At 40.4% G+C, this 14899-nt stretch carries 11 protein-coding genes; 3 read left to right on the top strand and 8 right to left on the bottom strand.

Annotated features, from left to right (window positions below):
- Nucleotides 1-99: 99 nt before the first annotated feature.
- The 4 genes from dnaJ to hrcA all read right to left on the bottom strand — a co-directional run bounded on the left by dnaJ (nt 100) and on the right by hrcA (nt 5178).
- Entirely contained in the window at nt 100-1239 is a 1140-nt protein-coding gene (gene dnaJ / locus ACUR5C_RS15275; RefSeq protein ID WP_454466044.1) for a molecular chaperone DnaJ, read from the bottom strand.
- Nucleotides 1240-1343: 104 nt separating this feature from the next.
- Nucleotides 1344-3278 carry a molecular chaperone DnaK gene (gene dnaK, locus ACUR5C_RS15280; protein ID WP_454466045.1) on the bottom strand — a complete coding sequence of 645 codons (1935 nt, stop codon included), beginning with the start codon at nt 3276-3278 and terminating at the stop codon, nt 1344-1346.
- Nucleotides 3279-3402: 124 nt separating this feature from the next.
- On the bottom strand, nt 3403-3987 hold the full coding sequence (gene grpE / locus ACUR5C_RS15285; protein ID WP_454466046.1) for a nucleotide exchange factor GrpE: 585 nt from the start codon (nt 3985-3987) through the stop codon (nt 3403-3405).
- Between the two features lie 144 nt (nt 3988-4131).
- Complete coding sequence (gene hrcA, locus ACUR5C_RS15290) at nt 4132-5178, bottom strand: heat-inducible transcriptional repressor HrcA (RefSeq protein WP_454466047.1); 1047 nt, start codon at nt 5176-5178, stop codon at nt 4132-4134.
- Nucleotides 5179-5401: 223 nt separating this feature from the next.
- Between hrcA and ACUR5C_RS15295 the strand changes: the two genes are divergently transcribed.
- The 3 genes from ACUR5C_RS15295 to ACUR5C_RS15305 all read left to right on the top strand — a co-directional run bounded on the left by ACUR5C_RS15295 (nt 5402) and on the right by ACUR5C_RS15305 (nt 9564).
- Nucleotides 5402-6301, top strand: a complete 900-nt coding sequence (locus ACUR5C_RS15295; RefSeq protein WP_454466048.1) for an NAD(+) kinase — start codon at nt 5402-5404, stop codon at nt 6299-6301.
- Between the two features lie 65 nt (nt 6302-6366).
- Nucleotides 6367-8028 carry a DNA repair protein RecN gene (recN, locus tag ACUR5C_RS15300; RefSeq protein ID WP_454466049.1) on the top strand — a complete coding sequence of 554 codons (1662 nt, stop codon included), beginning with the start codon at nt 6367-6369 and terminating at the stop codon, nt 8026-8028.
- Nucleotides 8029-8127: 99 nt separating this feature from the next.
- On the top strand, nt 8128-9564 hold the full coding sequence (locus tag ACUR5C_RS15305) for a tetratricopeptide repeat protein (protein ID WP_454466050.1): 1437 nt from the start codon (nt 8128-8130) through the stop codon (nt 9562-9564).
- 14 nt (nt 9565-9578) lie between these two features.
- Here the strand turns inward: ACUR5C_RS15305 and ACUR5C_RS15310 are convergent, their stop codons facing one another.
- The 4 genes from ACUR5C_RS15310 to ACUR5C_RS15325 form a co-directional block, all read right to left on the bottom strand.
- On the bottom strand, nt 9579-11159 hold the full coding sequence (locus ACUR5C_RS15310; RefSeq protein WP_454466051.1) for a polyamine aminopropyltransferase: 1581 nt from the start codon (nt 11157-11159) through the stop codon (nt 9579-9581).
- Nucleotides 11160-11238: 79 nt separating this feature from the next.
- On the bottom strand, nt 11239-11811 hold the full coding sequence (locus tag ACUR5C_RS15315) for a hypothetical protein (protein WP_454466052.1): 573 nt from the start codon (nt 11809-11811) through the stop codon (nt 11239-11241).
- A gap of 26 nt (nt 11812-11837) precedes the next feature.
- Nucleotides 11838-12641 (bottom strand): GNAT family N-acetyltransferase, encoded by an 804-nt coding sequence (locus ACUR5C_RS15320; RefSeq protein ID WP_454466053.1) that lies wholly within the window; start codon nt 12639-12641, stop codon nt 11838-11840.
- 346 nt (nt 12642-12987) lie between these two features.
- Entirely contained in the window at nt 12988-14871 is a 1884-nt protein-coding gene (locus tag ACUR5C_RS15325; protein ID WP_454466054.1) for a protein-disulfide reductase DsbD, read from the bottom strand.
- Nucleotides 14872-14899: the final 28 nt, after the last annotated feature.

The raw sequence follows: 14899 nt of genomic DNA on the forward strand, positions 1-14899 counted from the left end.
GTCTATGTTGAGATAGGATGTTGGTCAACTAAGATTTAAACTACTAATAAAAAAGCAGCCTGTTGGCTGCTTTTCTTTTTTAACAAGTGAATAAAGTTTTTAGTTAGTCATTTCATCCCAGAAATTTTTAACGCCATCCCACCAATTACTCGACTTGGGGGAGTGCTGTTTTTTACTACCTTGTAAATACTCGTCAAAATCCTGCAACATTCGCTTTTGATCTTTATTAAGGTTTACCGGAGTTTCCACTACCACTCTACACAATAAATCACCACGCATACCTCCACGCATTGGTGTTATTCCTTTACCGCGCAATCTAAACATGCGTCCTGTTTGAGTTTCTTCTGGCACTTTAAGTTTCACTCTGCCTTCTAAAGTGGGAACTTCTAACTCTCCACCTAAGCAAGCCGTTGCAAAACTAATTGGCATTTCACAATATAAATTGTCACCGTCACGCTCAAAAATAGGATGCTGTTTAACATGTACTTGCACATAAAGATCACCAGGAACAGCCCCTGGACCACCGGCTTCGCCTTCACCGGTTAGGCGAATTCTATCGCCGGTATCAACCCCAGGAGGAATTTTAACCGATAAGGTTTTTTCTTTACGAGTGCGCCCCTCACCATTACAGCTACTGCAAGGATCTTTAATCACAGTACCTTGACCGTGGCAGCTTGGGCAAGTTTGTTGAACAGAGAAAAAGCCTTGTTGCATTCGCACCTGACCAACCCCTTTACAGGTATTACAGGTAGTTGAAGAAGAGCCTTTTTTAGCACCACTTCCGTCACAAGGTTCACAGTCAACAAAGGTAGGAATTTTGATCGACTTTTTAACGCCTTTGACTGCTTCTTCTAGACTCATTTCTAAATTGTATTGCAGATCAGCACCACGTCGCTGACGTTGTCTACCGCCCCCACGACCTCCGCCGCCGCCAAAGATATCACCAAAAACATCACCAAAAATATCGCTGAAGCTTTCGCCGCCACCGCCACTATGGAAGCCACCTTGACTTGGATCGACGCCAGCATGACCGTACTGATCATAAGCTTGACGTTTTTGCGGGTTGGTTAAAACTTCATAAGCTTCTTTAGCTTCTTTAAACTTTTCTTCTGCTTCTTGAGAGTCTGGATTTCTATCCGGGTGATACTTCATTGCAAGGCGGCGATAAGCTTTTTTAAGCTCTTGATCGCTAGCACCTTTGCTAACTCCTAATAATTCATAATAATCGCGTTTAGACATTTTACCGGATACCAAATTTACGTTCAGAAACGGTAACGCGGGGAGCTTTTCCCCGCGCTACAACTTAGCCTAAATTGAAGCGCATAAGTTACGCTCATTCAAACTTACTTTTTGTCGTCTTTTACTTCTTCAAACTCAGCATCAACAACATCGTCATCAGCATTCTTAGTTGTGTCTTGCTGACCTTGAGCATCAGGTTGTGCTTGCTCAGCTTCTGCCTGTGCTTGTGCATACATGCGCTCTGCCATTTTTTGAGACACTTGAGTTAATGCTTCTGTTTTGGCTTCTATGTCAGCCTTGTCGCTTCCTTTAAGGGCTTCTTCAAGCGCCTTAACTGCAGCTTCAATTGACTCTTTCTCACCATCTTCAAAAGTAACTTTTTCGTCTTCCATGGTTTTCTTAGTCGCATGAATCAGACCATCAGCCTTGTTGCGTACATCAATAAGTTCTTGGAACTTCTTGTCTTCTTCCGCATGAGCTTCTGCGTCACGTACCATTTTTTCGACTTCTTCATCAGATAAACCAGAAGAAGCTTTAATGACAATAGACTGCTCTTTGCCAGTGGCTTTATCTTTAGCTGATACATTAAGAATACCGTTGGCATCAATGTCAAAAGTCACTTCAATTTGTGGCATACCACGCGCCGCTGGCGGAATATCTTGTAAATCGAATTTACCCAATGACTTATTTTGTGAAGCCATTTTACGCTCACCTTGCAATACATGCACAGTAACCGCTGTTTGGTTGTCTTCTGCAGTCGAGAATACCTGATTCGCTTTAGTTGGAATTGTTGTATTCTTGTCAATTAAATTAGTCATTACACCACCCATGGTCTCAATACCAAGCGATAATGGCGTAACATCTAATAACAAGACGTCAGTGACATCTCCAGCTAATACTGCACCTTGAATTGCAGCGCCCATAGCAACAGCTTCATCTGGGTTAACATCTTTACGTGGCTCTTTACCAAAGAAGTTAGTTACTGCTTCTTGTACTTTAGGCATACGTGTTTGGCCACCAACAAGAATAACCTCGTCAATTTCAGAAACATTCATTCCCGCATCTTTAATCGCCATTTTAACTGGCTCTAAAGAACGCTCGATTAAGTCATCAACCAAAGACTCTAATTTAGCGCGAGTTAGTTTAATGTTTAAGTGTTTTGGACCTGACGCGTCTGCCGTAATATATGGCAAGTTCACATCAGTTTGTTGGCTAGAAGAAAGTTCAACTTTCGCTTTCTCACCCGCTTCTTTTAAACGTTGTAGTGCTAAAGGATCGCTATTTAAATCGATGCCACTTTCTTTCTTAAACTCGTCTACCAAATACTCGATAACACGCATATCGAAGTCTTCACCACCTAAGAATGTATCACCATTCGTCGCTAATACTTCAAATGTGTGCTCGCCTTCAACCTCTGCAATCTCAATAACTGAGATATCGAAAGTACCACCACCTAAGTCATAAACAGCGATAGTTTTGTCGCCTTTACTTTTATCCATACCGTAAGCTAAAGCAGCAGCCGTAGGCTCATTGATAATTCGCTTAACATCTAAACCAGCAATTCGGCCGGCATCTTTAGTCGCTTGTCGCTGTGAGTCGTTAAAGTACGCTGGTACAGTAATAACGGCTTCGGTAACTTTTTCACCTAAAAAGTCTTCAGCAGTTTTCTTCATTTTCTTTAGAACTTCTGCGCTGACTTGAGGAGGTGCAATTTTTTCACCTTTAACTTCAACCCAAGCATCGCCATTATCTGCGGCAGCAATTTTGTAAGGCACCATTTTGATGTCTTTTTGAACAACGTCGTCTTTAAACTGACGCCCTATTAATCGCTTAATCGCAAATAAAGTGTTGTTAGGGTTGGTGACTGCTTGACGCTTTGCAGATTGACCCACTAGAATTTCGCCATCTTCGGTGTATGCAACAATTGAAGGAGTAGTTCTTGCACCTTCTGCATTTTCAATAACCCGAGTGTCTTTGCCATCAAGAACAGCTACACAAGAGTTAGTTGTTCCTAAATCGATACCAATAATTTTACCCATCTTAGTTCTCCACTATGTTTACTTTGCTTGGTGCTATTAAAGCTGACTCAATTCAAAGTAAATTTTAATTTAAATCTTAGTTGCCCTTTATCTGGGGGCTGCTTTTTTTAATTCAAGCTTATTTTTAAGCTTTTTCGTCAATTTCTGGTGCTTTACCTTTAGCAACCACGACTCTTGCTGGTCGAATTAAGCGACCATTGAGCGAAAACCCACTTTGAACAACATGCATCACACTGTTTGGGTCATGCTCTTCACTTTCTTGCATTACCATGGCTTCATGTTTTTCTGGATCAAAAGCATCGCCTAATGGTGAAATCTGCTGAATAGAAAATTTCGCCAAAATATCAATTAATAACTTGTAAGTTAATTCAATACCTTCACGCATAGGGTTAACTTGATCGCCTTCTGCAGGAAGTTCTAGCGCTTTCTCTAAACTATCGACAACCGCCAAAATCTCTTTGGCAAACCGCTCCAAAGCAAATTTGCTGGCATTGCTGACTTCTCGCTCGGCTCGGCGACGAATGTTCTCGGCTTCAGCTTTCGCTCTAATCGCAGTGTCTTTAAGTGACTCAACTTCTTTTAATGCCGCGTCGAGATCTGCGGCCAAGGTAGAAACTTTATCTTCTAAAGAAGGCTCTTCGGTTGCAGTCGTCTCTTCAACCGCGTCAACGGTTTCGTCAGTCGTTTGAACTTCTTCTTGGTTACTCATATTTACAGCTCCTAAAGCCTGCTAAGGGGCGACAATGTCGTGCCTTGGTTAATAATTAAAATTAATCATGTTGAGATGTCCGCAAATATGGGGGTAACTTCGCTAGATTCAAGGAAAAAATCGCGAAATATCGAAAAAAACCAATTATTGCTCGTCAGATTTAGCCGTTAATGCCTGAGAAACTAATTTAGCGGTCACTTCAACAATGGGAATAACCTTGTCGTAACGCATTCTGGTAGGCCCAATAACCGCTAAAACCCCCAATGACTCGCCTTTAACTTGATAGGGTGAAGTTATAATTGAACAGTTAGCTAGATTTTGATTTTCAGTTTCCTCACCAATAAATATTTTCACGCCATCAGCAACAATAGAACGCTCTAAAATATCTAAAATCTGCTGTTTTTGCTTAAATGCTTGAAAAATCCGCTCTAAATTATCTAATTGTCCACTTGAAGCCATAGATACTAAGTTGGTTTTACCTGACAAATGAAACAAGTCAGGTTGCTGTTGCTCATCGCTGTGATTATTAATGCTTTGCTGTGCTAAAAGAATAGCTTGCTGGGTTAGCTCGTCGAGCTGTTCACGCGCTTGAGCCATTTGGGTAAGAATTTCTTGGCGCACCTGATCTAAAGCTTTGCCAACTATTTGTTGATTGAGAAATTGCGCCATTTTAGTTAATTCTTGGCGACTATATTCTCTTTCAACTTTAATCACACGGTTTTGAATTTCTTCATTTTGGAGCACTAATACAACCAGCAACCGCTGATCTGACAAAGGTACAAAATCGATATGCTCAACCTTTTGCACTGGACTGCTAGGAATTTGCACTAAACTCGCCATATGAGTTAGTTCAGATAACAAGGTAGACGCATTGCCTAAAATTCGTGAAGTTTCTAAATTAGGGCTAAGTGAACTCTTCAATTGAGCCAGCTTTTCAGCTTGAACATCTTGCACTTGAACCAGCTGATCAACAAAAATGCGTAACCCTTGGGTAGTCGGTATTCTGCCTGAAGAGGTATGCGGCGAAAGCAGAAGCCCTTGTTTTTCTAAGTCAGCCATTATATTTCTAATGGTCGCAGCGCTTACAGATAAAAGGCCAGACTGGTGTAGGGCTTTTGAGCCTACCGGTGCTCCTTCGCGCATATATGACTCGATTAATGACTTCATTAAAACTAAATCGCGCTGTTTCATATGCGGCTTCATTCACCTAAAGTTTTTAATTTCTATTTTTGTATCAATAATGTCACTGGCCGGCAGTCTTAACCTGCACATACCCTAAGTAATTGGAATAAAAAGCGTAATTAATTGGCTAGCGTCTTGATAATTAACAAAAAACAACCGATTATTAAGACAATGCAACATCGCTAATTAATATGCGATTAATTCGACAATAAATCAAGGTCAAACCAACTCAATGGCAGACTCAAAAGCGAGCAAAAAGCCGGGCTTTAACCGTATTGGTATCACCGGAAAGCCAGGCAGTGAAGCAGCTAACGAAACCGTTGAGCTACTTGCTCAACAATTAATCAAAGCCGGTAAAGATATATTCATACCACAACGCCATCAATCGGCGGTGAATGTGGCCGGCGCACAAATTATTAACTTTGAAGAACTCGGCCAAAAATGCGAACTCGTTATTGTTATTGGTGGCGACGGAAGCATGCTCAAAACCGCGCGTGAATTAATCGACAGCAAAGTGCCCTTATTGGGAATAAACCGCGGTCATTTAGGATTTTTAACCGATATTCGCCCTACTGAAATAGAAACCCGCATTCCCCCAATACTTAATGGCGAATATACTTTAGAAAATCGGTTTTTATTATTCGCCGAAGTCTATCGAGCGAATAAGCTGATTGGCTCTTCCTGCGCAGTCAATGATGTCGTGCTTTACCCCGGTGAAATTGCGCGCATGATAGAGTTTGAGCTATATATGGACAACCAGTTTGTTTATAGCCAGCGCTCTGATGGATTAATTGTATCGACACCCACCGGTTCAACTGCCTATTCGCTGTCGGGCGGTGGCCCTATTATGGCGCCTGAAACCGACTCGGTGGTGTTAGTTCCTATGTGTCCACATACTTTAACCAGTCGGCCAATAACGGTAAATAAACAGCGCACCATTGACTTAGTGATTGCAGAAACAAACCCGCACAGCCCTCAACTTAGCTGCGACGGCCAAGAAATCATCTCTTTAGAACCTGGTGATCATATTCGTATTACTCAATACCCTATCGAAATGCAGCTAATTCACCCATTAGATTATGATTACTTTGAGGTTCTTAGAAGCAAATTAAACTGGGGTCATAAACTCTAAACTGTTCAAATAGTAGCAACTCATATAAAATGTCATTTCCAGCAAACAACTACTTATACAAATAGATGTTAACTCGCATAGAAATAAGAAATTTTGCCATAATTCAATCTTTAGACCTTGACTGGAGCAAGGGTATGACCGTTATTACCGGAGAAACCGGTGCCGGTAAATCAATTGTTATTGACGCCCTAGGCATGACCCTTGGCGAGCGAGTAGAGCAGCACGTGGTATATCCCAATGCACAGCAGGCAGAAGTAACCGCTGTTTTTGAATTACCGGCAAATTCTGCGGCACAGCAATGGTTAATTGAACAACAGTTAACCGAAGAGGGGGAATGCATTATTCGCCGTGTGGTCGTTCGTGAAGGCCGCAGCAAATGCTTTATTAACGGCCGCAGTGTACCACTGTCTCAATTAAGAGCCTTAGCGGAATTTTTGGTAGATATTCATGGTCAGCACGCTCACCAAACTTTGCTGCGCAGTAAAGAACAACTGAATTTAGTCGACCGCTATGCCAACCATCCTGAACTACTGGCGGCAGTGCGTGATGCCAGCCTTAAAATCAAAAAACTAGAACAGCGCAAAGCGGCGCTAAGCCAAGAAAAACAAGCAAGGGATGCTAAACGCGACTTACTTATTTATCAGGTAGACGAATTAGCAGATGCAAATCCTGAACAGTCACAGCTAGAACAGCTAGAGCAACAACATAAAGAAGCAGCGACCTGTAATGACCGGCTTGAAATCGCCGATTACAGTTTATTACTACTTGATGATGACGAAGCCAGCTCAGTGCTTGGAGGCCTGGCCAAAGTGGTTGAACAAATTGAAAAGCTGCACTCCATGGATAATAGTATAAGCAACCTACAAGAAACTCTAATTCAAGCTGAAAACTTACTCCAAGAAGCTAAGCATGATTTAAGTCATTATCGAGATCGTTTAGAAGTAGACCCTCAAGTTTTAGCAGAGCTCGACCAACAACTGGCTCAATTTCACGATTTGGCGCGCAAGCACCAAGTTAAATTGGGCGATCTTCCAACTAAATACCTTCAGCTGCAACAAGAACTCGAACAATTAAACGCCGACGAAAGCGAGCTAGAAGCTATCGAGCAAGCCTATCAACAAGCGTTAAAGGATTATCAAAAGCACGCTACAAAACTCAGTAAAAGTAGAGCCGATACAGCCAAAAGATTGCAAAAACTCGTAACTGAGCAAATTCAATTACTTGCAATGGACGGTGGAAAATTAGAAATCCAACTTAAGCCTATAGAACATCAACACTCAAGCAAAGGTCAAGAAAGCGCCGAGTTTATGGTATCAGCTAACCCTGGTCAGCCATTACAACCACTCAATAAAGTTGCTTCAGGTGGTGAGCTTTCGCGTATTAGTTTGGCAATTGCCGTAATTACGGCGCAACAACAATTAGTGCCTAGCTTAATCTTCGACGAAGTCGACGTTGGTATAGGTGGTGGCACGGCAGAAGTCGTCGGCCGCTTATTAAAACAGCTTGGTGAAAACCGCCAAGTTATTTGTGTGACCCACCAACCGCAGGTTGCTTCCTGTGGGCATCAGCATTTAATCGCGAGCAAAACCAAACTGGCCAATGCCACGGTAACGCAAATGACTTTGCTTAACCAAGCGCAACGAGTACAAGAAATTGGACGAATGTTAGGTGGACTGGTTATTTCTGATAAAACCTTATCGCACGCAAAAGAAATGCTAGGCGTTTGATTTAGTCGCTGCACGCTTTTAACTCATTTTACGCTCATGGCCGAATTTTGTTCTATGCTATGAAGAGCGCAGAAGAATAAAATAAAGTGAGCATACAGAATGGGCACCCAGCAAAAACTCGATAAAGCGACTGTTTTATATGGTAAAGGTAATTTTTTAGAAGCGGCAACTATCTGCCGAAAAATACTCGACAAAAAACCCAAACTGTTTGATGCTAAACAGCTTCTAGCCATGAGCGTGCACGCACAAGGGCACGCAAAAGAAGCTCAGGAACTTTTTAGCCAAGCACTAACGCTAAATAATAACCATGCCGCCACTCACAACAACCTAGGTAATGTGTATGTTGAATTAAAAAACATTACAATGGCTATTAAAGCTTATCAACGCTCACTATCTATCAACCCAAAGCAAGCTGATGCTTTAAATAATTTAGCCAACTGTCTGCAACTACAAAATCAATTTCAAAAAGCCAAAGAAGCTTACCTTAAAGCAATTGCAATAGATCCTAACAAGCCCGAGTACCATGATAATTTGGGAGTTGTAGAAACGCGCCAAGGGAACTTTGACGAAGCCGCAAAATGCTTTTTAAAAGCGCTAGAAATAAATCCCAAAATGGGCAAGGTTTATATCCACTTTTTTGACTTGTTAATGTTTATGCATGCGTATACAGACGCTCTCGAATTGAGCAACATAGCAATGAATAGTCAATGCTTACATGATCCAGAAATTTGTGAACTGTTAATTGGACAAGCCAAAATCCATTGGATGCAAAATAACATGACGCAGCTAAAACAATGTCTCGACTTAAGTCATTCAATCAGGTTTAACTATACTAATTATCCTAACTTAAACAACTTAATTGTTTATCATCAATTTCTAGAACTCTTGCATAGCTCACACTCTCAATCACCCAACCTTTTCACTAACGAAGCAATGCCAGAAATATACTTTATGAGCGAAAGCCACTGTTTTTCAAGTAGCAATTTGATTTTAGAAAATGCAGCGGGACGCAAAAAAATCTCACCGATATTTATTACTGGCTGTAAAATATTTCATTTAGTTCAAGAAACTGCCAACCAATATCAAAAAAGTTTTGTTTTAGGTATTAATCAGCTTCCTAAAGCAGCAACGGTAATTTTAGGGTTCGGTGAAATTGACTGCCGCTATGATGAGGGGATTTTTCCTCACTGCGAGAAAAATAACATTGCGGTAACTGATAACATCGATGAGCTTTTAACGGCTTATATAGACTTAATGACCAGTCAAGCTAATGCAAACCAGCTCAGCTTGATTATTTATGGAGTCCCAATGCCACATCGTAAAGTCGTGGAAAAAATACCTGAACTTAAGCGTGAGCCCTATATCAATATGATTGCATACTTTAATCAAAAGCTAATGGAACTATGCAAAATACATTCGCACAAATTTCTAGATATTTACGCATTAACCAAAGCAGACCAAAATAATCATTGGCATATGGATGAAATTCACGTAAAACCTGAGGCTATCCTCAACTTGTTATCTGATAAAATATAACAAGCAAAAACGCTTTACTGGCCTAAATCGTCGAGGTAAAGATGATAGAGTTTAGGCTCCATAATTGAATTCACGGGGACTTCTAGCTGAGCGATATCTTGGCTAAAAACTTTAGCTGCCTGCATAACTTGCGTGTTCATCCATTGAGCCTCATCGCCAAACTCATACTTAACTGGAAATTTATTTTTCATGGTTGCCATATGGAATCCCCAAATACCAAAGGAGGGGACCGTTATATGAAAACTTTCGGTTTTAGCAAACACATGAGACAAGGTTTTTTCAATTCCCCAAAAGGTTTTGCGGGTAAAAAATGGCGATGAACTTTGTGAAATTAAAATTCCTGTCTCACTCATACGCCGAGCAATCATTTTATAAAACTCTTTAGAATAAAGCTTATTAATTGCCTCGTTGTGTGGATCAGGCATATCAATAATGACTCTGTCATACAGGGTGCCAGGTTGGTTTATAAATAAAAAAGCATCTTGATTAAAAATATTAACTCGACTATCGTGCAAGCTCTCTTTATTTAACAAAGCGAGCATAGGCAACTCTTTTCCTAACCGAGTTATTTCAGAATCTATATCGACTAGATCAATGTTTTTAATCGATTGATACTTAACTAACTCTCTTACCGCTAAACCATCACCGCCACCCAGTACTAATACATTTTCTTTTTTTCCTGGAATGGCCATAACAGGGTGTACTAAAGATTCATGATAACGGTATTCATCACGAGATGAAAATTGAATATGGCCATCAATATAAAGTCTAAACTCTCTATTATTGTTTGAACGGGTTAAGGTTAAATTTTGATACTGAGTTTGTTTTTTATAAATGATCTGATCAAAATACAAGTGGCTTTCAGCAAAGCTAGTTAAGCGCGTGCCAACCACCATAAAGACAATGAGTGCAACTAAAATTAAAAATGCCGAAGTCATTAGCAAACGATAATATTTTAGATGCTTGCGAAAAAAATAAATATTAATAATTGCCGTTAGAATATTAGCTAATCCAATTGCAAAAGATGAGCGAATTAAGCCTAAATGCGGTAATAACAATAAAGGAAAGCTAATAGAACCAATTAGCGCACCAATGTAATCAAGCGACATGACATTAGCAATCGAGTCACGCATGCTTTGCTTAGCCGATAAAATAGTGGTTAAAATAGGAATTTCCATTCCAACTAACGCACCAATAATAATAATAAGGCTATACATGACTACTTGATAAATGGCATTAACTAGCGGAAAGGCCATAAACAAGATCATGCTACAAGCGCCACCAACTAATGAAATAACAACTTCAATAATGATAAAATTTTGTACTAAATTTTTACTTAATAACTTCGATAAATAACTGCCTATTCCCATAGCGAACATAAAAGTTCCTATGGTCAAACTAAATTGATAAACACTATTACCTAGCAGGTATGATGATACGGTACCTATAATTAATTCATAGGCAATACCGCATAATGCAACAATTAAAATAGATGCCAGCAAAATACCTGACTGACGTTGCGTAATATCGTCATTTGTCACTTGGTTGGCTGTACTCGATGGCTGGCTCGAGACCGCATTTAATGAATCATTCACAATGGGCTTTCTCTAATATCCTTGCTAAGGGTGAACAAGCTGATCAAAGATGTGATCAGCTTACAATACAAACAATTAACTACTTACCCCGAGTATGACTACCCGAACTTGAGCGCGAGCGAGCACTGCTATATTGTGATTTTGACATTGCAGATTTATTACTTAAAGACTTAGGGTTTACGCCAGCGGCTCGTTGGCGGCTAAGTAAGTTTCCGATTAACATGCCAGCTAAAAATCCAGTGCCACTGAAGCTATGATCTCTAACATAACCATTAGCATCACTGGCGATAAGACGCTGCTTTTCTCCATCAATTTCTACTTTAAATAAATCTTTCTCGCCAGAGTCTCTTACTTGATTATTGTTTTTATCATAAAAGCCTACCAAAGAGCCGTCTTGTTTAGACTCAATTCCAACCGGCCCTTGATGGACTTTAGGGTTGGCATTACGCATATTATTGCGTAGTTCAGTCGTAAAGTCGTCTACCGCGGTTTCACTCTGTTGAGAGCCTCGTTGCTCAAACTCATACAAAGTATCGGCAGTAATATCTAATACGCGATCAAGGTCGGCATTAGCAACTCGTTCTGAACAGGCGCTAAGTATAACCACAAAGGTTAGTAAGCTTGCTGCAAGTAACGCTTTTAGTTTAGACATTTTATCTCCTGATAGACTATTAAAATTTAATTTTCATTAAAAGTGTATTGATAGTGAACTTCATCAATTCCATCTTCGTAATAATTCTTGAGTGATCCTACAATTTCAAAACCAGCTGAGAGTAATGTTTGCAGAGCTTTATGATAAGTAGACGGAAAGCTTAACACCACCTGCTGTGCTTTATTATCATAAGCTGCTTGCAAACCAATATTAACATCGGCAACACTAAAGCTGCCTTTCCACCACTTTGCTGGTTCCCATTCAAAGCTGTAGGTCGCTTCGGTTTCACTGACACAGTAAAGCCCAACAAATTTTAAATTTGGTTTCTCTGCTGGAAATTCTGAAATAGTTTGTGGCGTTACTAAAGTTAAACCTAAAATATGCATTGCTTCATTTTCCGCATAATAATTTTGCAGTGTAACTTCTTCGTTAAAGCCAAGCTTTTTATAAAGAGCCATGGCTGCTGCGTAAACAGCCCCTTCATCGGGATCCACATAATCACTAATCTTAACAAAAACTTTGCGCGCTCCAGCGGCTTCTATTTCCGTTAAAATATATTTCATCAATTGTAAACCATATCCTTGACCACAATATTTTTGGTGAAGGTAGGTCCAAGACAAGTAAAAAGTTCTATCACAGCCGGGTTGCTGGGTATAACCAGTAACTCCCACAACGCTGTTATCAATTAGCGCACAATAATGATTAGCAAAGTTAGTTGCGAGCAAAGAATCCTCTATGGCCTCTGCATCGTCCTCATCGTGAGTAGCAACCAACTCAATTATTTTAGCAAGATCTTGGGGGTCAGCTTTTCTAAAGCTAAGTTGAGTCATCAACAGCGTCCTTATTTAGGAAATTTTTATGCATTGAGGTGAATAAGCGAATGACTGATTTATTTTTATCTTTATGGAATCATTTAAGCGCTGCTAGCCCGAAAAAGCCAAACATGAACTCATCATTTTTACCACCAAATGAGCAGCGTTAGAATATACCCTAAACCAACCACTAGTCACAAGCAGTAAATAAACTGGGTTAACCCAAACAAAAATAAGGCCACCCAAAATACTATCTTAGGATTAACTCGGCTCAACTAACCAACATAAAGGAATGCATGAGAATTTTGCTTCCTTCAATAAACAAAAGCTAATCAGCCCAGTTATTAATTAAACACGGATAGGTTTATTGGGAAAATGCCGCGTTAAGCCTTTGTACAAATATGTCAGCAGACTCAAATCCAATCGCGCGAAGCCGCTTGTCTTCATTTCCTTGAGCGTCAAAAAACAAAATACTCGGCAACCCTACAACTTGATAGTGCTTCATTAAGGCTTTATCTTGCGCATCGTTGGCAGTCACATCTGCTTGAATTAAAACGCTATTGGCTAATGCTGCTTGTACTTGTGGGTCGGGGAAAGTTTTTTCGGCAAACTCATAGCAAGCAGTACAGCTTTCCGCAAAAAAATCGAACATCACTGACTTTCCTTGCGCATTAGCTGCAGCGACTTCACGTTCTACGTCAGCAATGGTTTTAACCATTTTAAAACCCGCATGCACGTCATATTGTGCCGTTTGAGTAGAGCTTGATACGCTGGCTATATCTGTAAGTCCTGCCAAAGGTGCAAGCAAACGTGAATTACCTAAACTAGCACCTAACACCAAAATAGCGCCGTAAATAAACAACACTAAGCCGACACCTTTCCATAATTTTTGCGCACCGCTAGTAACCGCACTAAAGGCCCCCATATAAGTTGCCGAAACAATAAGCAACACTGCCCAAGCAAATAAATACAGCGGACCAGGAATTAAATGCTTGGCTATATATAAAGCCATACCTAACATACCGACGCCAAATACTGCTTTTACCGCGTTCATCCAGCCACCAGCTTTAGGCAACAACTTATTGCCACCAACGCCAACTATTAACAGTGGAATTCCCATCCCCAGTGCCAGCGAATAAAGAGCTACGCCTCCAATTAGAGTATCGCCTGTTTGCGCAATATAAATTAATACGCCAGCTAGCGGTACGGTGACACACGGAGAAACGACAATGGCAGAAATTGCCCCCATAATTCCAGCACCAAGATACGAGCCACCTTGTTGACTGTTTGATAAGTTATTTAACTTGTTTTGCAACCCTTGAGGCAGTTGTAATTCATAGAACCCAAACATTGCTAAAGATAAAAGTACAAATATGGCTGCGGTAATACTAATAAACAATGGCTCTTGAAAAGTATTACTTAATGACTCGCCCGCTGCACCAACAAGAATTCCCATTACTGTGTAAGGAATAGCCATTGCTTGAGTGTAAGTTAAAGAAAGTCCGAACGCCTTGCCTGAACTAATTTTTTCACCTTGGCCAACAATAATACTGGATAAAATAGGTACCATTGGCAATACACATGGAGTAAACGCCAAACCTATCCCTAACACCACAAAGTAGAAAACGATTTCTAGGAGTGGTTTATCAGTTAAAAAATTAATGACTTTTTCTTGCTCAGGCACAAAAGGCTGGGCGGAATTGGTGCTTGTAGCGCTTAATTGATTTTGTGTTGGCGTGTCTATCGCAGATTGATTTTGCAATGCGGCTGAGTGTGCATTTAAGTCAAACTTAACTTCTTCTGGTGGATAGCATAATCCGGCTTCCGCACAACCCTGATACTCTACGGTTAACTGAAATACTTTTTGTTGTGCTGAATAAGGCAGGCTGATTTCTAAATGATTGTAATAAACCTCCACTTTACCCAAATACTCATCGACTTTTTTCTTACCGTCGGGAATCATTGGGCTGCCAAGCGTTGCGCCTTTGGCACTAAATTTAAAGCGACTTTTATACAAGTAATAATCTGGAGCAATTTCAAAACGCACTAATATTTCTGTATCGAGAACATCGGTGCTTAGCTTAAACGCTTCTTCCACCGGAAGAAACTCAGATTCTTGTGCAAATAATTTTGCTAAGGGATTCTCTTCTGCTGATGCGCTAGGAAAAAAAGTGGTAGCTATCGCTAATCCTAAAACGGCAGTCAATAACTTGGCTAACATCAGTTTCATGGTAAGGTGGTTTTTCATAAATTATCTAGTCGTCTCTAGGAGTTTT

The organism is Aliikangiella aequoris, assembly GCF_053709105.1.

Excerpts from the sequence above, each read along its gene's own strand:
- dnaJ (WP_454466044.1), bottom strand. The coding sequence starts at position 1,239 with ATGTCTAAACGCGATTATTATGAATTATTAGGAGTTAGCAAAGGTGCT.
- dnaK (WP_454466045.1), bottom strand. The coding sequence starts at position 3,278 with ATGGGTAAAATTATTGGTATCGATTTAGGAACAACTAACTCTTGTGTA.
- grpE (WP_454466046.1), bottom strand. The coding sequence starts at position 3,987 with ATGAGTAACCAAGAAGAAGTTCAAACGACTGACGAAACCGTTGACGCG.
- hrcA (WP_454466047.1), bottom strand. The coding sequence starts at position 5,178 with ATGAAACAGCGCGATTTAGTTTTAATGAAGTCATTAATCGAGTCATAT.
- ACUR5C_RS15295 (WP_454466048.1), top strand. The coding sequence starts at position 5,402 with ATGGCAGACTCAAAAGCGAGCAAAAAGCCGGGCTTTAACCGTATTGGT.
- recN (WP_454466049.1), top strand. The coding sequence starts at position 6,367 with ATGTTAACTCGCATAGAAATAAGAAATTTTGCCATAATTCAATCTTTA.
- ACUR5C_RS15305 (WP_454466050.1), top strand. The coding sequence starts at position 8,128 with ATGGGCACCCAGCAAAAACTCGATAAAGCGACTGTTTTATATGGTAAA.
- ACUR5C_RS15315 (WP_454466052.1), bottom strand. The coding sequence starts at position 11,811 with ATGTCTAAACTAAAAGCGTTACTTGCAGCAAGCTTACTAACCTTTGTG.
- ACUR5C_RS15320 (WP_454466053.1), bottom strand. The coding sequence starts at position 12,641 with ATGACTCAACTTAGCTTTAGAAAAGCTGACCCCCAAGATCTTGCTAAA.
- ACUR5C_RS15325 (WP_454466054.1), bottom strand. The coding sequence starts at position 14,871 with ATGAAAAACCACCTTACCATGAAACTGATGTTAGCCAAGTTATTGACT.